This is a genomic window from Burkholderia sp. Bp9031, assembly GCF_003857965.1.
In the GTDB taxonomy this organism is placed as follows: Bacteria; Pseudomonadota; Gammaproteobacteria; order Burkholderiales; family Burkholderiaceae; genus Burkholderia; species Burkholderia ambifaria_A.
In genome coordinates, this window is record NZ_QTPW01000019.1 from 18,448 (window position 1) to 38,032 (window position 19,585).

Sequence of the window (19,585 nt, forward strand, 5' to 3'; positions counted from 1 at the left end):
GCATGGGACCCGAGTAAGCGCTAAAGCGCTAACTCGGGGTCGACCGCGAAGCATGGGACCCGAGTAAGCGCTAAAGCGCTAACTCGGGGTCGACAGGAGCAGGCATGGAAGAAGCGAAGCACTTCATCGCGGGCGAATGGACGTTGCCCGTGCAACTGGAGACGATCCCGGTCGTCGATCCCTCCGACGGCCAGCCGTTCGCGACGATCGCACGCGGCACGGCGCCCGACATCGAGCGCGCGGTCGCCGCGGCCCGCGACGCATTCGCAGGCCCGTGGGGCGCGGCGAGCGCCGCCGAGCGCGGTCGCGTGCTGATGCGGCTGTCGGCGCGCATCGCCGACCATCTCGAGGAACTCGCGACGATCGAGGCGCGCGACACCGGCAAACCGCTGAAGCAGGCGCGCGCCGACGACGCCGCGCTCGCACGCTACTTCGAGTTCTACGCGGGCGCCGCCGACAAGCTGCACGGCGAGACCCTCCCCTATCAGGCCGGCTATACGGTGCTGACCGTGCGCGAGCCGCACGGCGTCACCGGCCACATCGTGCCGTGGAACTACCCGATGCAGATCTTCGGGCGCAGCGTCGGCGCGGCGCTCGCGGCGGGCAACGCATGCGTCGTGAAGCCGGCCGAGGATGCATGCCTGTCGGTGCTGCGCGTCGCCGAGCTGGCCGCCGAAGCCGGGCTGCCGGCCGGTGCGCTGAATATCGTCACCGGCTACGGCCATGAAGCGGGCGCCGCGCTCGCGCGCCATCCCGGCATCGACCACATCTCGTTTACGGGCTCGCCCGCGACCGGCAAGCTGGTCACGCAGATGGCCGCCGAGAACCACGTGCCCGTCACGCTCGAGCTCGGCGGCAAGTCGCCGCAGATCGTGTTCGCCGACGCCGACCTCGAAGCGGCGCTGCCCGTGCTCGTGTCGGCGATCGTGCAGAACGGCGGGCAGACCTGCTCGGCCGGCAGCCGCGTGCTGATCGAACGCGCGGTCTACGAGCCGCTCGTCGAACGGCTCGCCACCGCCTTCAACGGGCTGCGGGTCGGCCCGAGCCGCGCGGATCTCGACTGCGGCCCGCTGATCAACGCGAAGCAGCAGCAGCGCGTGTGGGATTTCCTGTCCGACGCGCAGCACGACGGCATTCCGATGGCCGCGCACGGCCAGGTCGTCGCCGATGCGCCCGAGAGCGGCTTCTACCAGGCGCCCGCGCTGCTGCGCGACGTGCCGCCGTCGCACCGGCTCGCGCAGGAAGAAGTGTTCGGCCCGGTGCTCGCCGCGATGCGGTTCGTCGACGAAGACGAAGCGGTCGCGCTCGCGAACGGCACACCGTACGGCCTCGTCGCGGGCATCTGGACCCGCGACGGCGCTCGCCAGCTGCGTCTCGCGCGGCGCCTGCGCGCAGGGCAGGTGTTCATCAACAATTACGGCGCGGGCGGCGGCGTCGAGCTGCCGTTCGGCGGCGTCGGCCACTCGGGCCACGGCCGCGAGAAAGGCTTCGAGGCGCTGTACGGCTTCACCGCGCTGAAGACGATCGCGATCCGGCACGGCTGAACCAGGCGAACCCGGCCGGCAACCGCCGGCCGCGCGCCGAAACACCATGCACTCTTCCAACACAGGAGACACACCATGCGGTTGAGCGGCAAGACGGCCATCGTCACGGGCGGCGGTTCGGGCTTCGGCGAAGGCATCGCGAAGACCTATGCGCGCGAAGGCGCGAACGTCGTCGTCAACGATCTGAACGGCGCGGCGGCCGAGCGCGTCGCGAGCGAGATCGCGCTGGCAGGCGGCAAGGCGATCGCGGTCGCGGGCGACGTGTCGAAGGACGCCGACTGGCGCGCGCTGCTACAGGCCGCGCTCGACGATTTCCATTCGGTGCAGATCGTCGTGAACAACGCGGGCACCACGCACCGCAACAAGCCGGTGCTCGACGTGACGGAAGCCGAGTTCGATCGCGTGTACGCCGTCAACATGAAGAGCCTGTTCTGGAGCGTGCAGACCTTCGTTCCGTATTTCCGCTCGCAGGGCGGCGGCGTGTTCGTGAACGTCGCGTCGACGGCCGGCGTGCGGCCGCGCCCGGGCCTCGTCTGGTACAACAGCACGAAGGGCGCGATGATCACCGCGAGCAAGTCGCTCGCGGCCGAGCTCGGCGCCGACCGGATCCGCGTGAACTGCATCAACCCGGTGCTCGGCGAGACGGGCCTGATGACCGAGTTCATGGGCTGCGAGGACACGCCGGAGAATCGCCGACGGTTCCTGGCGACGATTCCGCTCGGCCGCTTCTCGACGCCGCAGGACATCGCGAACGCGGCCCTTTACCTCGCATCCGACGACGCCGAGTTCATCACCGGCGTCTGCCTCGAAGTCGACGGCGGGCGCTGCATCTAGCCGCACGACCGCAATCGCGCCGCGCCGGCATCGCCGGCCGGCGCCGCATCCACGCATCGGCATTGCTCGCACGACACCGGATCGGGCGCCTGCGCATCCGCTCCGGCCCATGACAAGACAAGATATAAGGAGACAACATGGCAACATCGACGCAATCGCTGCCGGGCTCGTCCGGCGCATTCGAGGAAGCGACCTACCGCAAGGTGTCGTGGCGGCTCACGCCGCTCCTGTTGCTGTGCTACGTGGTCGCGTATCTCGACCGCGTGAACGTCGGCTTCGCGAAGCTGCAGATGGCGAGCGACCTGAATCTCAGCGACACCGTCTACGGGCTCGGCGCCGGGATCTTCTTCTTCGGCTACTTCCTGTTCGAAGTCCCGAGCAACATCATCCTGCACAAGGTCGGCGCGCGCGTGTGGATCGCGCGGATCATGGCGACGTGGGGCGTGATCTCGATCCTGACGATGTTCGTCACGACGCCCGCGATGTTCTACGTGATGCGCTTCCTGCTCGGCGTCGCCGAAGCCGGCTTCTTCCCCGGCGTGATCCTGTACCTCACGTACTGGTATCCCGCGCACCGGCGCGGCCGGATGACGACGTTCTTCATGACCGCCGTCGCGCTGTCCGGCGTGATCGGCGGACCGATCTCGGGCTTCATCCTGAAGGCGTTCAACGGCGTGAGCGGCTGGCACGGCTGGCAATGGCTGTTCCTGCTCGAAGGAATCCCGTCGGTGCTGGCCGGCGTGCTCGTGTTCTTCTCGCTCGACGACCGGATCTCGAAAGCGAATTGGCTCACCAACGAAGAAAAGGCGCTGCTCGCGCGCAACGTCGACGCCGAGGAAGCGACCAAGGAAGACCTGCCGCTCGGCGCGGTGATGGCGAGCCCGCGCGTGTGGCTGATGGCGCTCATCTATTTCTCGTTCGTGATGGGGCTGTACGGCGTCGGCTTCTGGCTGCCGACGATCATCAAGGCAACCGGCGTGACCGATACGTTCACGATCGGCCTGCTGTCCGCGATTCCGTATGCGGCGGCCGTGGTCGCAATGATCCTGATCGCGCGCAGCGCGGACAAGCGGCGCGAGAGACGCTGGCACCTTGCGATTCCGGCCGCGTTCGGTGCGCTCGGGCTCGTGCTGTCGGTGATCTGGGCGCACCAGACGGCGCTCGCGATGCTCGGCCTCACACTCGCGACGATGGGCATCCTGACGACGCTGCCGCTGTTCTGGAGCCTGCCGACCGCGTTCCTCGGCGGCGCGGCGGCCGCGGCCGGCATCGCGATGATCAACTCGATCGGCAACCTCGCAGGCTTCCTGAGCCCGTACATGATGGGCTGGCTCAAGCAGGCGACGGGCGCCAACGACGCGGGCATGTACATGCTCGCCGGTTTCCTCGTGCTCGGCGGGCTGCTCGCGCTGTCGGTGCCGAAGCGGCTCGTCGACAAGTGACGCGACGCACCGCGATGTCGTTCTTCGCGAGCGAGGACGACCTGCGCCGGCTCGGCGCGTAGCGCATCCGGGCCGGCCAGCAAGGCTGGCATCGGACAAAAAAATGCCCCGAAGGCCATCCGGCGTTCGGGGCATTTCCGCGTGCGGCGCACGAGCGCCGCCGCGTCAGACCACGGTGATCGCGAGCGCGCTTTCGCGGTAGTGCTTCGCCGCCTTGTCGGTTTCGCCGAGATGCTCGAACAGGCGTGCGAGCGCGCGATGCGCACGCACCTTCAGCGCCTCGTTGTCGGCCTGCTTCAGCGCCGCCTCGAGGAACGACTGCGCCTTGCCCCACAGCTGCTGCTGCTGGCAGAGGCGACCGAGCGCGAACAGCAGGTCGGCATCTTCCGGGTGATCCTTCTTCCACCCCTCGGCCTTCTGGATCAGCGGCAGCGCATCGCCGCCGGCCGTATCCGGATAGCGGCGCAGCAGCCGCGCATCCCAGTTGTGCGCGAGCGCTTCCTCGACGATGCGGCGCGCTTCGGTGCGGCGCTCGAGCGGCACCAGCAGCTCGGCCGCGAGATCGGCGAGGCGCGGCGACTGCCGCTCGAGCGGCGACAACGACTGCCACACCTCGAGCAGCGCGTCCGGGTCGTGCCGGCGTTCGCGCAGCAGGTTCTCCGCCGCCTGCTGGCGCAGCCGCACGGCCGCGGCCGGATGCAGCGCCTCGCGCTTCTCGAGCGCCTTCGCGAGCTTCAGCACCTCGGCCCAGTTCTTCAACTGCTGCTGCGCACGCAGTGCGACCTGCTGCGCATGGATGCGCTTGCCGCCCGCCTGCAGGTCGGCCAGCGCGGCGAGCGCGCCGTCGGCATCGCGTGCATCCGCGCGCATGTCGGCCGCGGCAAGCAGCCGGGCATCCTGCCATTCGGGCGCGTCGACCTTCGACAGCCAGTCGTCGCGGCGCGTGTACTCGTGCATCCGGTGCGCAGCGGTCGCCGCGACGAGACTCGCGGCGCCCTGGTTCGCATCGACCGCGAGCGCGTCGCGCGCGGCCTTCTCGGCGCGCGAGAAACGCCCTGCGTACAGGTTCGCGATCGCATCGCGCAGCGACGCCTGCGCCTTCTCGTTGCGCGAACGCGCACGATACGCGGCGACCCGCTGCGGCATGCGCCAGATGTTGCGCATGATGCGCAGCAGCGCGTACATGACGATGAACAGCACGACGATGGCGATCACGAACAGGTTCAGCGACACGTCGATCCGGTACGGCGGATAGACGAGCAGCACCTGCCCCGCGTCGAAACGGCCCACGGTGGCGAGTCCCGCGGCGATCGCGAACAGGATCGCGAGCCAGACGATTCCTCGAAGCGTCATCGTTACCCCCGGCTCTTGAACTGCTGAACGGCGTTCAGGCTCGTGTTCAGGTTCGGCACCGCGACCGTCAGCGATGCGCCGTCGACCTGCTTGAGCAGATCCTCGACGGACTGCGTGTCCTTCGAGGCCTGGTCGAAATACTTGCCGAGCGAGGCCTGCGCGGCGTGCAGGTCGGCCTTCATCGCGCCGTCGTTGCGCGCGAGCAGCGACAGCCGTGCGGTAAGCAGGCGCAGCTTCACGTTCTCACGCACGAAGTAGCCCTGGTCGGGCGATGCGAGCATCGCGTCGGCATTGTCGATCCGGCGCACCTGCACGAGGCCCTTCAGCTGCTGGCCGAGGCCGGCCGAAAAGTCATGCCACCACACCTTCCAGCGCGGCTCGCCAGCCGTGGCCGCAGCCGACGACGCGGCGGCATCGGGCTCGGCCTTCGGCGCCGCGTGCGGAACGATCGCCTCGCCCGACAGCGGCAGCGCGTCGATCTTCGCGATCGCGTCGTCGAGCTTGATCGCGAGGCCGGTGAGATCGGCCGACGGTGCGGCCTTCAGCTTCTCGATGTCCTGCGCGAGCGCCTTGCGCACCGTGACGGCCTGCGCGCTCTGCGACGTCGCGAGGCGCGCGTCGGCATTCTGCAGCGCGATCAGCGCGAGCTGCGTGTTGCCGGTCAGCTGCAGCTGCTGGCTCGCGCTCGACAGCATCTGGTCGACTTCCTCGAGCATCCACGCGTCGCGGTTGCGCGACAGGTCCTGGTATTGCTGCTGCAGCGCCTGCTGCGCGCTTTGCGCGTCGGCGAGCTTGCCGTCGAGCTGCGCGAGCTGCGTGTCGACCTGATGCGTGCTCGCGAGCGCCTGCTCGGTCTTCATGCGGGTTTCGGCCGTTTGCGCGTCGAGCGCCTTCTGGCGCGCGACGAACGAATCGTCGAGCCGGTCGACCTTGCGGTTCAGCGCGTAGCCGCCGACGCCCGCCGCGCAGCCGAGCACGACGACGACGAACCACAGCACCGCGCTGCCGCCGCGGCGCGCGGGCGGTTCGGACGCCATGTAGGCGGGGCGGGACGGCGGTGCGGATGCAGCGGCCGGCTGGGAAGCGACGCTTTTGGAATCGTTGGTATCTGTCATGCGTTTAGTCACCGGTGCGGCTGTCGCCGGTTGGACGGCCTCGTCGGCCATCGTTCGAAACGCGCGGACGATGCGCTCATCGCCCGCGCCGGTCAGCGTAATCCTATCAAAACCCAATGCGCGCGCGGTCTGCTCGATGCGCGGGTGCGGCGTCACGAGCGGCGCATGCTTGAGCGCTTCGATCTCGGCGTCGTTCAGGTGCGTGCGTGCGAGTTCGTGCAGGTTGCGCACGCCTTCCGAGCTCGTGACGAGCCACGCGTGCGGCGCGCCGGCGAGCAGCGCGTGCACGCGCTCCCACGTGCCGACGCGCGGCTCGGGCACGACGCGCCGGTACGCGGCGACCAGCGTGACGTCTGCGCCGGCTTCGCGCAGCCGCTCGGCGAGCCATTCGCGCCCGCCGTCGCCGCGCACGATCAGCACGCGCTTGGCCGCAAGCGCCTGCGCGCCGCCGAACGCGGCCTCGATGCTCGCGAACAGGTTTTCCGAATCGTAATGCGGGACGCCGCCGTCGGCGGGCGCCTGCGGCGCGATCACGCGATACGCGGGCGCCGCGATCCCGTGGCGCTCGAGCGCCGCGACGCTGCCGGGACCGACGACGCCGACCGGCAGCGCATTCGGCCAGATCGCGCCGTACAGCGCGAGCGCGCGGTCGATCGCGTTCGGCGACACGAAGATCACGAGCGCGTAATCCGCGAGCGCAGCGAATGCGGCGTCGAGCGGCGCCGGATCGTCGACCGGCGCGATGTCGATCAGCGGGAATTCGAGCACGTCGCAACCAGCCTCGGCCAGCTGCGCCGCGAGCGCGGCCGACTGGCCGTCCGGGCGCGTCAGGACAGCGGTGAACGCGCGCGCGCGGCCCGCCATCAGGCGTCGCCCTTGCCGGCCCGCGAGCCGGCGAGCAGGGCGTTGACGATGTCGAGCGCGCCCTGCGCCTCGAGCTCGTCGGACACCGCACGGCCGAGCGCGAGCGCATCGGCGACGGTGACGACGGCAGCGCACTCCTCGGCCGTCAGCACGCGCTGGCCGTCGGTCGTCGACACGCGGCCCGTCAGGTACAGCTCGCCTGCACGCCACACCGCGTGCGCGGCGAGCGGCACCTCGCAGCTGCCGCCGAGCGCGCGCGACACCATCCGCTCGGCTTCGACCGCGAGCGCGGTCTGCGAATCGTGCAGCGGCGCGAGCCACGCGGCGACGTCCGCGCGGTGCGCGGCGATTTCGATGCCGAGCGCGCCCTGGCCGGCGGCCGGCGGGCTGTCCTCGACGTCGATCAGTGCACGGATTCGCGTTTCGAGACCGAGGCGCTTCAGGCCGGCGGCCGCGAGTATGATCGCCGCGTAGTCGCCGCGATCGAGCTTCGACAGGCGCGTGTCGAGGTTGCCGCGCAGCGGCAGCACGTTCAGGTGCGGATAACGCGCGCGCAGCATCGCCTCGCGACGCAGGCTCGACGTGCCGACGACGGCGCCGGCCGGCAGCGCGTCGAGCGACGCATAGTCGTTCGACACGAACGCGTCGCGCGGATCCTCGCGCTCCATGATCGCGGCAAGCGCGAAGCCGTCGGGCAGCGCCATCGGCACGTCCTTCAGCGAATGCACGGCCAGGTCGGCGCGGCCGTCGGCGAGCGCATTCTCCAGCTCCTTGACGAACAGGCCCTTGCCGCCGACCTTCGACAGCGTACGATCGAGAATCTGATCGCCACGGGTCGTCATCCCGAGGATTTTCACGTCACAAGCTGGATATAATTTGCGCAGCGCATCACACACATGTTCGGCTTGCCACATCGCCAGGCGGCTCTCGCGCGAAGCAATCGTCAGCGTAACGGGGGCTTGTGCCGAACGCGGCCCGGCCGAAAAGGTCTCGGAATTCATTGCTGGAACATCGAAGGACGGGATTGAAGATCGAACAATGGTAGCACGCACGCTTCGGCCCGCCCCGGCCCGGAGCCTGCTCCCGCCGCGCTTTCGCGCGGGCGGCGATACCGGTGCGCGGATGTGCCGCACGTAGCTGGTTGCTTGAACGCAGTTCCCGTAGTCCCCGCAGTCCCTTTTGACTCGAGCTTTCCCAAGGAAACCCATCGTGAAGTCTTCCGGATCGGCGCGTACGACGCGCCGCAATGCTGCCTTGCCCTCCTCCGACGCCCAGACGGGCACCCTCGCCACCGCCGCGAACGGCCGTGCGAAAACGGCAACGAAACCGAAAGACCCGATACGCCAGACAAAACGCGCGACCAAGACCGCCGGCCCGGCTGCCCGCACGGCCGGTGCATCGAAGCCCGGCGCACGCACGCGCGAGGACAAGGACGGCCCGCTGTTCGAGGACATCCGCTTCCTCGGCCGCCTGCTCGGCGACGTGGTGCGCGAACAGGAAGGCGACACCGTGTTCGACGTCGTCGAAACGATCCGCCAGACCGCGGTGAAGTTTCGCCGCGAGGACGACAGCGAAGCCGCGCAGACGCTCGAGAAGAAGCTGCGCAAGCTGACGCCGGAGCAGACGGTGAGCGTCGTGCGCGCGTTCAGCTATTTCTCGCACCTCGCGAACATCGCGGAAGACCGCCACCACAACCGTCGCCGCCGCATCCACGCGCTGGCCGGCTCCGCGTCGCAGCCCGGCACCGTCGCGTACGCGCTCGAACAGCTGAAGACGACCGGCAACGCGTCGAAGCGCCTGCTGCAGCGCTTCTTCGACGATGCGCTGATCGTGCCGGTGCTGACCGCGCACCCGACCGAAGTGCAGCGCAAGAGCATCCTCGACGCGCAGCACGACATCGCGCGCCTGCTCGCCGAACGCGACCAGCCGCTGACCGCGCGCGAACGCTCGTACAACGAATCGATGCTGCGTGCGCGCGTGACCGCGCTGTGGCAGACCCGCATGCTGCGCGACTCGCGCCTGACGGTCGGCGACGAGATCGAGAACGCGCTGTCGTACTACCGCGCGACGTTCCTCGACGAGCTGCCGGCGCTGTACGGCGACATCGAGGCGGCGCTCGCCGAACACGGCCTGTCCGCGCGCGTGCCGGCGTTCTTCCAGATGGGCAGCTGGATCGGCGGCGATCGCGACGGCAACCCGAACGTGACCGCCCCGACGCTCGAAGAAGCGATCAACCGTCAGGCCGCGGTGATCTTCGAACACTATCTGGAACAGGTGCACAAGCTCGGCGCCGAGCTGTCGGTGTCGAACCTGCTGGTCGGCGCGAACGACGCGGTGAAGGCACTCGCCGCCGCATCGCCCGACCAGTCGCCGCACCGCGTCGACGAACCGTATCGCCGCGCGCTGATCGGCATCTACACGCGGCTGGCCGCAAGCGCGCGCGTGCGGCTCGGCGAAGGCACGGTGCCGGTGCGCAGCGCGGGCCGCGGCGCACCGCCCGTGCGGGCGATTCCGTATGCGGATTCCGAAGCGTTCGTCGCGGACCTGAAGGTATTGACCGCGTCGCTCGAAGAGCACCACGGCGCGTCGCTTGCCGCACCGCGCCTCACGCCGCTCGTGCGCGCGGCCGAGGTGTTCGGCTTCCATCTCGCGAGCATCGACCTGCGCCAGAGCTCCGACATCCACGAGGCCGTGGTCGCCGAACTGTTCGCGCGCGCCGGCGTACAGGCCGACTATGCCTCGCTCTCCGAGGACGACAAGCTGATCGCGCTGCTTGCCGCGCTTGCCGATCCGCGCCCGCTGCGCTCGCCGTACATCGAGTACTCGGCACTCGCGCAAAGCGAGCTCGGCGTGTTCGAGAAGGCACGCGAGGTGCGGGCGCAATTCGGCCCGCGTGCGGTGCGCAACTACATCATTTCGCACACCGAGACGGTCAGCGACCTCGTCGAAGTGCTGCTGCTGCAGAAGGAAACGGGCCTGCTCGAAGGCGCGCTCGGCAGCAATGCGAAGAACGGCCTGATGGTGATCCCGCTGTTCGAGACGATTCCCGACCTGCGCGACGCCGCTCGCATCATGCGCGAATACTTCGCGCTGCCGGGCATCGACGCGCTGATCGCGCACCAGGGCGCCGAGCAGGAAGTGATGCTCGGCTACTCGGACAGCAACAAGGACGGCGGCTTCCTGACGTCGAACTGGGAGCTGTATCGCGCCGAACTCGCGCTCGTCGACCTGTTTCGCGAACGCAAGATCACGCTGCGCCTGTTCCACGGCCGCGGCGGCACGGTCGGCCGCGGGGGTGGCCCGACCTACCAGGCGATCCTGTCGCAGCCGCCGGGCACCGTGAACGGCCAGATCCGCCTGACCGAACAGGGCGAGGTGATCGCCAGCAAGTTCGCGAACCCCGAGATCGGCCGTCGCAACCTCGAGACGGTGGTCGCCGCGACGCTCGAAGCGTCGCTGCTGCCGCAGTCGAACGCGCCCGCGCAACTGCCCGCGTTCGAGGCCGCGATGCAGACGCTGTCCGACGCCGCGATGGCGTCGTATCGCGCGCTCGTCTATGAAACGCCCGGCTTCACCGACTACTTCTTCTCGTCGACGCCGATCACCGAGATCGCCGAGCTGAACATCGGCAGCCGCCCGGCCTCGCGCAAGCTGCAGGATCCGAAGAACCGCAAGATCGAAGACCTGCGCGCGATTCCGTGGGGCTTCTCGTGGGGTCAGTGCCGGCTGCTGCTGACGGGCTGGTACGGCTTCGGCAGCGCGGTGAGCGCGTATCTCGACGGCGCGCAGGACGCGGCCGAACGCACGAAGCGCGTGACGCTGCTCAGGAAGATGAACAAGACCTGGCCGTTCTTCGCGCACCTGCTGTCGAACATGGACATGGTGCTCGCGAAGACCGATCTCGCGGTTGCGTCGCGCTATGCGCAGCTGGTCGCCGACCGCAAGCTGCGCAAGCACGTGTTCGAGCGGATCGTCGCCGAATGGGAGCGTACGTCGCAGGCGCTCGCGGAAATCACCGGGCACGAAGGCCGCCTCGCGACCAACCCGCTGCTCGCGCGCTCGATCAAGAACCGCTTCCCGTATCTCGATCCGCTGAACCACCTGCAGGTCGAGCTGATCAAGCGTCACCGCGCGGGCGATACGAACGCGCGGCTGCGCCGCGGGATTCACCTGACCATCAACGGGATCGCGGCCGGCCTGCGCAACACGGGCTGATCCGCACGCGGCGCGGGGCTGCCCCGCGCCGCGCCGGCATCGCAAAACGAAAGCCGTGAAACGAAAGCCGCGATACGCAATTCATGCGTATCGCGGCTTTTTTCATCGAGAGGAGCGAAAGCAGCGGCCGACGCGCCGCATGCTCACTGCGCGTCGATCAGCAACGCGTCATGCTCGAACGACCCGTCCGGCTGCACCGCGTAGTAGCCGCGTACCTCGTCGGGTGCATGCGCCCACAGCGCGCGGATGCCCGCGACGCTGTCGGCCGGCGTGCGGATCCGCTCGACCCACGTATCGAAATCGATCGGCAGGCGCCAGCGGCGCTGCACCTTCGCGTCGAACCCGGCGCCGCGGAACATCGCGAGCCATTCGTCGGCGCGGTAGTCGCGCACGTGCGACGCGTCGCGCAGCACTTCCGCGGCCTGCAGATACGTGTCGAGCAGCGGGTGGTCGTTGCCCGCGATGTCGATCATCAGCACGCGGCCGCCCGGCTTCAGCACGCGGCGCACTTCGGCGAGCGCCGCGCGCACGTCGTGCCAGTGGTGCGCGCTCATCCGGCTGACCACCCAGTCGAAGGTGCCTGCGTCGAATGGCAGCCGCTCGGCCGGGCCTTGCTGCGTGCGGATGTTCGCAAGCCCGCGCTCGCGCGCGGCGGCGTCGACGGTCGCGAGCATCGGCGCGGCGAGATCGTAGGCGACCACGTCGCGCACGTGCGGCGCGACCGCGAAGCTCGCGTGGCCCGCGCCGCAGCCGAGATCGAGCACCGCGCCGTCGGGCGTCGCGCGCACGGCGTCGCCCAGCGCCTGCAGGTCGGCGCCCGTCGCATGGACCGTGCTCGTCAGGTAGGCGGCGGCCGTCGTGCCGAATGCGTCGGCGACCTGGTCGTGGTGTTTCATCGTTCGCTCCTTCGTTGGGTGGGGCGCTCGCTGCCTGCCAGCGCGCGAATCGCTACAATAGGGCCGCGCTTGTACCAGTACAAGTCAAGCAGTTATTCTGGTATTTGTTACACCTGCCTGATCGCTGCCCCGATCCGTGTCGTGCATCCCGTGCATCCCGCGCGTCCTTTTTTGTCGTTTCAGCCGTTTTCGCATGAACCAGCCGTCTTCCGCCCCCACCCCGCCGCTCGACGCCACGCCCGCCCGCGCGCTCGGCGAATTCATCCGCGCGCACCGCGAACGGCTGTCGCCGCAGGCCGTCGGCCTGCCGCCCGGCCCGCGCCGCCGCACGCCGGGCCTGCGGCGCGAGGAAGTCGCGCAGCTGTGCGGAGTCAGCCCGACCTGGTACACGTGGATCGAACAGGGTCGCCCGGTGTCGGCGTCGGCCGACGCGCTCGCGCGGATCGCCGTCGCGCTGCAGCTGTCGAAGGCCGAACGCGCGTACCTGTTCGAGCTGGCCGCGCAGCGTGATCCGGCCGAGCCCGACGTCGCGGCCGGCGACTTGCCGCCGACGCTCGCGGCAACCGTCGCCGCGATCGCCACGCCCGCTTACGTGCTCGACCGGCAATGGAACGCGCTCGCGTGGAACGCACCGGCCGCCGCGCTGTTCGCGGGCTGGCTCGACGGCGAGCACGACCGCAATCTGCTGCGCTTCACGTTCATGGCACCGGCCGCGCGCACGCTGATCGTCGACTGGGAAACCCGCGCGCGGCGGCTCGCGGCCGAATTCCGCGCGGACTCGATCCGCCACCTCGCCGACGCGCCGACCCGCGCGCTGATCGACGCGCTGATGGCCGGCAGCGACGCGTTCGCGCAATACTGGGCGTCACAGGACGTGTTCGAGCGCGAAGGCGGCCTGCGCGAGTTCGACCATCCGGCCGACGGCCGCCTCGTGTACCAGCAGATCACGCTGAAACCCGCGCACCGCGAGGACCTGAAGCTCGTCGTACTCGTGCGCGACTAGGGCCCGTTCCCGCCGGTAACGGGGACAGGCGCCGCGGACGGCCCGCGCCGGCGAAGGCCGGCGGCCGGGCCCGCGAATGTTAGAATCGCGGGATTCCCTCGGCGGCGTACGCCGCCCAACTCCCCTTCGAAGAATCGCCATGACGTCCCAACTGCACAAAAAGGGCGAGGCCTGGTCGGCCCGCTTCTCGGAACCGATGTCGGAGCTGGTCAAGCGCTACACGTCGTCGGTGTTTTTCGACAAGCGCCTCGCGCTCGTCGATATCGCCGGCTCGCTCGCGCACGCGAGCATGCTCGCGGCGCAGAAGATCATCAGCGCCGACGACCTCGCCGCGATCGAACGCGGGATGACGCAGATCAAGGGCGAGATCGAGCGCGGCGAATTCGAATGGCAGCTGGATCTCGAGGACGTCCACCTGAACATCGAGGCGCGCCTGACCGCGCTGATCGGCGACGCCGGCAAGCGCCTGCACACGGGCCGCTCGCGCAACGACCAGGTCGCGACCGACATCCGTCTGTGGCTGCGCGGCGAAATCGACCGCATCGGCGGCCTGCTGAACGACCTGCGCGGCGCGCTGGTCGACCTCGCGGAAAAGAACGCGGACACGATCATGCCGGGCTTCACGCACCTGCAGGTCGCGCAGCCGGTCACGTTCGGCCATCACCTGCTCGCGTACGTCGAGATGTTCACGCGCGACGCGGAACGCATGCGCGACTGCCGCACCCGCGTGAACCGCCTGCCGCTCGGCGCGGCCGCGCTCGCGGGCACCAGCTACCCGATCGACCGTCACGCGGTGGCGAAGACGCTCGGCTTCGACGGCATCTGCGCGAACTCGCTCGACGCGGTGTCGGATCGCGACTTCGCGATCGAGTTCACGGCCGCGTCCGCGCTCGTGATGACGCACGTGTCGCGCTTCTCCGAGGAACTCGTGCTGTGGATGAGCCCGCGCGTCGGCTTCATCGACATCGCCGACCGCTTCTGCACCGGCAGCTCGATCATGCCGCAGAAGAAGAACCCGGACGTGCCCGAGCTCGCGCGCGGCAAGACGGGCCGCGTGAACGGCCACCTGATGGCGCTCCTCACGCTGATGAAGGGCCAGCCGCTCGCGTACAACAAGGACAACCAGGAAGACAAGGAACCGCTGTTCGACACGGTCGACACCGTTGCCGACACGCTGCGGATCTTCGCCGAGATGGTCGCCGGCATCACCGTGAAGCCGGACGCGATGCGCGCGGCCGCGCTGCAGGGCTTCTCGACCGCCACCGACCTCGCCGACTACCTCGTGAAGCGCGGGCTGCCGTTCCGCGACGCGCACGAAGCCGTCGCGCACGCAGTGAAGATCTGCGACGACCGCGGCATCGACCTGGCCGACCTGACGCTCGACGAAATGAAGCAGGAACTGCCGAACGTCGCGCATCTGATCGGCGACGACGTGTTCGGCTACCTGACGCTCGAAGGTTCGGTCGCAAGCCGCAACCACCCGGGCGGCACCGCGCCCGATCAAGTGCGTGCGGCCATCAAGGCTGCCCGCGCCGCGCTCGGCAAGTAAGCCTGCCGTCACGGACGGACACCTTCGGCGTCCGTTGTTCATTCGTTCATTCGGGCGGCCGCCGTGCCGCCCGTCGCCTTCCCCGCATCCCGGATACCGCCGATGACCTTCTCCGCCGCGCTCTTCGACATGGACGGCCTGCTCGTCGATTCCGAGCGGACCATCATGAACACGTGGATCGACGTGTCGAACGCACACGGCGTCACGTTGACCGAGATCGACTACCTGCAGATCGTCGGCCGCTCGTTCGCCGAAGGCCAGGTGATTCTCGCGCGGCTGATCGGCGACGCCGACACGTTCGACGCCGTGCGCATCCGCGTGCGCGAGCACCTCGCCGCGCCCGAACCCCATCCGAAGTTTCCGCTGAAGTCCGGCGCGCTTGCGCTGCTCGAGGCGCTCGCGCAGGCCGGCATTCCGTGCGCGGTCGCGTCGTCGTCCGCGCAGGACGTGATCCGTGCGCGGCTCGACGCGGTCGGCGTGCTGCCGTTCTTCCGCGCGATCGCGGGCGGTGACGAAGTCGCGCGCGGCAAACCCGACCCGGCCGTGTACCGGCTCGCGGCCGAACGCCTCGGCGTGCCGGCGCGCGCGTGCGTCGCGTTCGAGGACAGCGACTTCGGCGCGCAGTCGGCCGCCGGCGCCGGCGCATCGGTCGTCACCGTGCCCGACCTGAAGGCACCGACGCCCGAGATCGTCGCGCTGAGCCTGCACGTGCTCGCGTCGCTCGACGATGCGGTCGCGCTTGTGCCGTCGTGGTTCGGCCGTCTGGACACGCAGCAACCCGCGTAAGCGCCGCACGCGGCGCACCCAATGCAAACGGGCACCCGAGGGTGCCCGTTTTGCGTTGCCGCGCCGGATGACCGGCGTCGCGGCGATCCCTACTTGTTGCCGGCCGTCTCCGACAGCCGCTTCATCGTCGCGATGCGCGCGCCGATCAGGTCGACGCGTCCGTCCTCGCCGACGAGCGGCGCCGTCGCATCGCGGAACGCGACCCACGCGCGTTGCGCGCGCGCGAGCGTCGCGGCCGAATGAGCGGGCATCTTGCGACGCAGCTTCTGGTAGTAGCGGTTCAGATCGAACAGCGCATGCTCACACGCGGCATCCTGCACGCACGGCCGCACGCGGCCGATCGCCGGATCGCGCGGTGCGGCGCTCGCCGATTTCGCGCCGGCAGCGGCGGCCGCGCCCGGCGCCGCATTCGCGCCGCCCTGGGCACCACCCTGCGCACCGCTCGTGGCCGCGACCGGCACGGCGACAGGCGGCGGCGCATAGCGGTCGGCCGCCGCGCGCAGCGCCAGCGCGCGATCGCGCACCGGCTGCAGTTGCATGTCGGCGCTCGACATCGCGTACGAGGTGCCGCGCGTCGTGTCGTACACGGCCTTCAGTAGCTGAATTTCATCCTTGCGCCACGTGACCCAGTGGCGCTGGCTGTCCTGCCAGCCGCGCTTCGCATCGGCCGGCGCATTGTTCGACAGGCGCTGGTACGCGCCGTCCATCACCGCCTGCCACTGCTGCTGCGTCTCGCCCATGCACTGGATCTGGCCGGCCGGCGACGACCGGTCGCGCCGCGCGAGGCACTGCCGCATCGCGACGTCGATCGGGTCGGCCGCCGCCACTTCCGCATGCGCGACATTCAGCCCCGCCGGCCCTGCCGACCAGCTCGCCCAGACGACGAGCGCGGCCAGCGCCGTGCGCATCGCCCGGATTCGTCTCTGCGTCGCCATCAGTCGCGCACGCAATCGACGAAGTACTCGACGCGACCGTTCACTTCTTCCGCGACGAGACCGTGGATGTCGGTATGGAAACCCGGGAAGCGCTCGTTGAAGTCGCGCGCGAACCGCAGGTAGTTCACGATCGTCTTGTTGAAGCGCTCGCCCGGGATCAAGAGCGGAATGCCCGGCGGGTACGGCGTCAGCAGGATGCTCGTCACGCGGCCTTCGAGCTCGTCGAGCGGCACGCGGTCGATCTTGCGGTGCGCGAGCTTCGCGAACGCGTCCGACGGCTTCATCGCCGGCTCCATGTCCGACAGGTACATCTCCGTCGTCAGGCGCGCGATGTCGTTCGCACGGTACACGTCGTGGATCTGTGTGCACAGGTCGCGCAGGCCGACGCGCTCGTAGCGCGGATGCTGCGCGACGAATTCCGGCAGCACGCGCCACAGCGGCTGGTTGTTGTCGTAGTCGTCCTTGAACTGCTGCAGCTCGGTCACCATCGAGTTCCAGCGGCCCTTCGTGATGCCGATCGTGAACATGATGAAGAACGAGTACAGGCCGGTCTTCTCGACGATGATCCCGTGCTCGGCCAGGTACTTCGTGACGATCGCGGCCGGAATGCCCGTCTCGCCGAACTCGCCGTCGACGTCGAGCCCCGGCGTGATGATCGTCGCCTTGATCGGGTCGAGCATGTTGAAACCTTCCGCCAGCGGGCCGAAGCCGTGCCAGTGGTCGTTCGGCTTCAGCATCCAGGCCTCGCGCGAGCCGATGCCCTCTTCCGACAGTTCGTCCGGGCCCCACACGCTGAAGAACCAGTCGTCGCCGTACTCGGCGTCGACCTTGCGCATCGCGCGGCGGAAGTCGATCGCCTCGGCGATCGATTCCTCGACGAGCGCGGTGCCGCCCGGCGGCTCCATCATCGCGGCCGCGACGTCGCACGACGCGATGATCGCGTACTGCGGGCTCGTCGACGTGTGCATCAGGTACGCCTCGTTGAAGCGGTGCTTGTCGAACGTGCGGTTCTCGGAATCCTGCACGACGATCTGCGACGCCTGCGAGATGCCCGCGAGCAGCTTGTGCGTCGAGTGCGTCGCGAACACCAGCGCGCCCGTGCGCGGACGGCCGTCGCCGATCGCGTGCATGTCGCGGTAGAAATCGTGGAACGTCGCGTGCGGCAGCCACGCTTCGTCGAAGTGCAGCGTGTCGAGCAGGTCGCCGAGCAGATCCTTGATCATCTCGACGTTGTAGACGACGCCGTCGTACGTGCTCTGCGTGATCGTCAGGATCCGCGGCTTCATCTCCGGGTTCTGGCGCATTGCCTCGCGCGCGAACGGGTTCGCCTCGATCTTCTTGCGGATGTTCTCCGGCTTGAATTCATCGCGCGGGATCGGGCCGATGATGCCGAAGTGGTTGCGCGTCGGCGTGAGGAACACCGGGATCGCGCCCGTCATCGTGATCGCGTGCAGGATCGACTTGTGGCAGTTGCGGTCGACCAGCACGATGTCGCCGGGCGCGACCGTCGCGTGCCAGACGATCTTGTTCGACGTCGACGTGCCGTTGGTCACGAAGAACAGGTGGTCCGCGCTGAAGATGCGCGCCGCATTGCGCTCGGACGCCGCGACCGGGCCCGTGTGATCGAGCAGCTGGCCGAGTTCGTCGACCGCGTTGCAGACGTCCGCGCGCAGCATGTTCTCGCCGAAGAACTGGTGGAACATCTGGCCGAGCGGGTTCTTCAGGAACGCGACGCCGCCCGAGTGGCCCGGGCAGTGCCACGAGTACGAGCCTTCGTCCGCGTACTTGACCAACTCCTTGAAGAACGGCGGCGCGAGCGAGTCGAGATAGACCTTCGCCTCGCGGATGATGTGGCGCGCGACGAACTCCGGCGTGTCCTCGAACATGTGGATGAAGCCGTGCAGTTCGCGCAGGATGTCGTTCGGCAGGTGGCGCGACGTGCGCGTCTCGCCGTACAGGAAGATCGGGATGTCCGCGTTGCGGCGGCGCACTTCGGTGACGAACGCGCGCAGCTCGATGATCGCGGTCGCGAGCTCGGGCAGCTCGCCGTCCGGACCCGTTTCGCCGAGCATGAGTTCGTCGTCGTCGATCGACAGGATGAAGCACGACGCGCGGCTCGACTGCTGCGCGAACGACGTCAGATCGCCGTAGCTCGTGAGGCCGAGGACTTCGACGCCCTCCTTCTCGATCGCTTCGGCCAACGCCCGGATGCCGGAGCCCGAGATGTTCTCGGAGCGGAAATCTTCGTCGATGATGACGACGGGGAAACGAAACTTCATGGGCGATTCTCCAAAAAGAACGACCGCGGCGCGTCACGCGCAGCGGTCACCCGGAAACTGGTGAGACGTTATGCAACCAGATCAGGTTTTCGGCAGCGTGACACCGCGCTGACCCTGATACTTGCCGCCGCGATCGGCGTACGACACGTCGCACACTTCGTCGCTTTCGAAGAACAGCACCTGCGCGACACCTTCGTTCGCGTAGATCTTCGCGGGCAGCGGCGTGGTATTCGAGAACTCCAGCGTGACGTAGCCTTCCCACTCGGGTTCGAACGGCGTCACGTTGACGATGATCCCGCAGCGCGCGTACGTCGACTTGCCGAGGCAGACCGTCAGCACGGTGCGCGGGATGCGGAAATATTCGACGGTGCGGGCCAGCGCGAACGAGTTCGGCGGGATGATGCACACGTCGCCCTTGAAATCGACAAACGAACCCTCGTCGAAGTTCTTCGGATCGACGATCGTCGAGTTGATGTTCGTGAAGATCTTGAATTCGTCCGCGCAGCGGATGTCGTAGCCGTAGCTCGACGTGCCGTAGCTGACGATCCTGCGACCGTCCTCGGACGCGCGAACCTGATCGGGCACGAACGGCTCGATCATCTTGTGCTCTTCGGCCATGCGCCGAATCCACTTGTCGGACTTGATACTCATGCCAGCCTCCGCCGGGCCGTCCCAAGGAGGCTGGCCGTCCCCTCGGGGGACAGCGAACGAAGTGAGCGTTGGGGTCGTTTCATATCGGGGCGCCTGGAAACGCTGCGTGACAGTCGGTA

14 protein-coding genes are annotated in these 19,585 nt (G+C 68.7%); 7 read left to right on the forward strand and 7 right to left on the reverse strand.

Annotation, left to right across the window (positions count from 1 at the left end; all coding sequences use genetic code 11):
* Nucleotides 1-104 precede the first annotated feature (104 nt).
* From DIE15_RS22890 to DIE15_RS22900, 3 genes are all read left to right on the forward strand, one after another.
* Nucleotides 105-1,544: an aldehyde dehydrogenase family protein gene (locus tag DIE15_RS22890; protein WP_124834421.1), complete on the forward strand. Its 1,440-nt coding sequence runs from the start codon at nucleotides 105-107 to the stop codon at nucleotides 1,542-1,544.
* 75 nt (nucleotides 1,545-1,619) lie between these two features.
* Nucleotides 1,620-2,378, forward strand: a complete 759-nt coding sequence (locus tag DIE15_RS22895; RefSeq protein WP_057926003.1) for an SDR family oxidoreductase — start codon at nucleotides 1,620-1,622, stop codon at nucleotides 2,376-2,378.
* A 137-nt stretch (nucleotides 2,379-2,515) separates the two neighbouring features.
* Complete coding sequence (locus DIE15_RS22900) at nucleotides 2,516-3,820, forward strand: MFS transporter (RefSeq protein WP_124834422.1); 1,305 nt, start codon at nucleotides 2,516-2,518, stop codon at nucleotides 3,818-3,820.
* Nucleotides 3,821-3,985: 165 nt separating this feature from the next.
* Here the strand turns inward: DIE15_RS22900 and DIE15_RS22905 are convergent, their stop codons facing one another.
* Genes DIE15_RS22905 through hemC form a run of 3 tightly spaced genes read right to left on the reverse strand, consistent with a single transcriptional unit; the run spans nucleotide 3,986 to nucleotide 8,153 of the window.
* Nucleotides 3,986-5,173: a heme biosynthesis protein HemY gene (locus DIE15_RS22905; protein ID WP_124834423.1), complete on the reverse strand. Its 1,188-nt coding sequence runs from the start codon at nucleotides 5,171-5,173 to the stop codon at nucleotides 3,986-3,988.
* A gap of 2 nt (nucleotides 5,174-5,175) precedes the next feature.
* Nucleotides 5,176-7,152: a fused uroporphyrinogen-III synthase HemD/membrane protein HemX gene (gene hemDX, locus DIE15_RS22910; RefSeq protein ID WP_057926006.1), complete on the reverse strand. Its 1,977-nt coding sequence runs from the start codon at nucleotides 7,150-7,152 to the stop codon at nucleotides 5,176-5,178.
* The gene (gene hemC, locus DIE15_RS22915; protein WP_124834424.1) at nucleotides 7,152-8,153 is read right to left on the reverse strand and encodes a hydroxymethylbilane synthase; all 1,002 of its coding nucleotides are present in this window, start codon (nucleotides 8,151-8,153) and stop codon (nucleotides 7,152-7,154) included. The genes hemDX and hemC overlap by 1 nt, the downstream gene beginning before the upstream one ends.
* A 208-nt stretch (nucleotides 8,154-8,361) precedes the next feature.
* On the opposite strand from hemC, the gene ppc reads away from it, so the two are divergent.
* On the forward strand, nucleotides 8,362-11,367 hold the full coding sequence (ppc, locus tag DIE15_RS22920; RefSeq protein ID WP_124834425.1) for a phosphoenolpyruvate carboxylase: 3,006 nt from the start codon (nucleotides 8,362-8,364) through the stop codon (nucleotides 11,365-11,367).
* Between the two features lie 143 nt (nucleotides 11,368-11,510).
* Here the strand turns inward: ppc and DIE15_RS22925 are convergent, their stop codons facing one another.
* Nucleotides 11,511-12,263: a class I SAM-dependent methyltransferase gene (locus DIE15_RS22925; RefSeq protein WP_057926009.1), complete on the reverse strand. Its 753-nt coding sequence runs from the start codon at nucleotides 12,261-12,263 to the stop codon at nucleotides 11,511-11,513.
* A gap of 193 nt (nucleotides 12,264-12,456) precedes the next feature.
* Between DIE15_RS22925 and DIE15_RS22935 the strand changes: the two genes are divergently transcribed.
* From DIE15_RS22935 to DIE15_RS22945, 3 genes are all read left to right on the forward strand, one after another.
* Entirely contained in the window at nucleotides 12,457-13,266 is an 810-nt protein-coding gene (locus DIE15_RS22935; RefSeq protein WP_124834426.1) for a helix-turn-helix transcriptional regulator, read from the forward strand.
* A gap of 139 nt (nucleotides 13,267-13,405) precedes the next feature.
* Entirely contained in the window at nucleotides 13,406-14,815 is a 1,410-nt protein-coding gene (argH, locus tag DIE15_RS22940; protein WP_057926011.1) for an argininosuccinate lyase, read from the forward strand.
* Between the two features lie 102 nt (nucleotides 14,816-14,917).
* Nucleotides 14,918-15,601, forward strand: a complete 684-nt coding sequence (locus tag DIE15_RS22945) for an HAD family phosphatase (RefSeq protein ID WP_124834427.1) — start codon at nucleotides 14,918-14,920, stop codon at nucleotides 15,599-15,601.
* Between the two features lie 89 nt (nucleotides 15,602-15,690).
* Here DIE15_RS22945 and DIE15_RS22950 read toward each other — a convergent pair whose 3' ends face one another.
* The 3 genes from DIE15_RS22950 to dcd all read right to left on the reverse strand — a co-directional run bounded on the left by DIE15_RS22950 (nucleotide 15,691) and on the right by dcd (nucleotide 19,466).
* Nucleotides 15,691-16,509 carry a lysozyme inhibitor LprI family protein gene (locus DIE15_RS22950; RefSeq protein WP_409364313.1) on the reverse strand — a complete coding sequence of 273 codons (819 nt, stop codon included), beginning with the start codon at nucleotides 16,507-16,509 and terminating at the stop codon, nucleotides 15,691-15,693.
* A 26-nt stretch (nucleotides 16,510-16,535) separates the two neighbouring features.
* Nucleotides 16,536-18,815: an arginine/lysine/ornithine decarboxylase gene (locus DIE15_RS22955; protein WP_057926014.1), complete on the reverse strand. Its 2,280-nt coding sequence runs from the start codon at nucleotides 18,813-18,815 to the stop codon at nucleotides 16,536-16,538.
* Nucleotides 18,816-18,896: 81 nt separating this feature from the next.
* Complete coding sequence (dcd, locus tag DIE15_RS22960) at nucleotides 18,897-19,466, reverse strand: dCTP deaminase (RefSeq protein WP_006398615.1); 570 nt, start codon at nucleotides 19,464-19,466, stop codon at nucleotides 18,897-18,899.
* Between the last annotated feature and the right edge of the window lie 119 nt (nucleotides 19,467-19,585).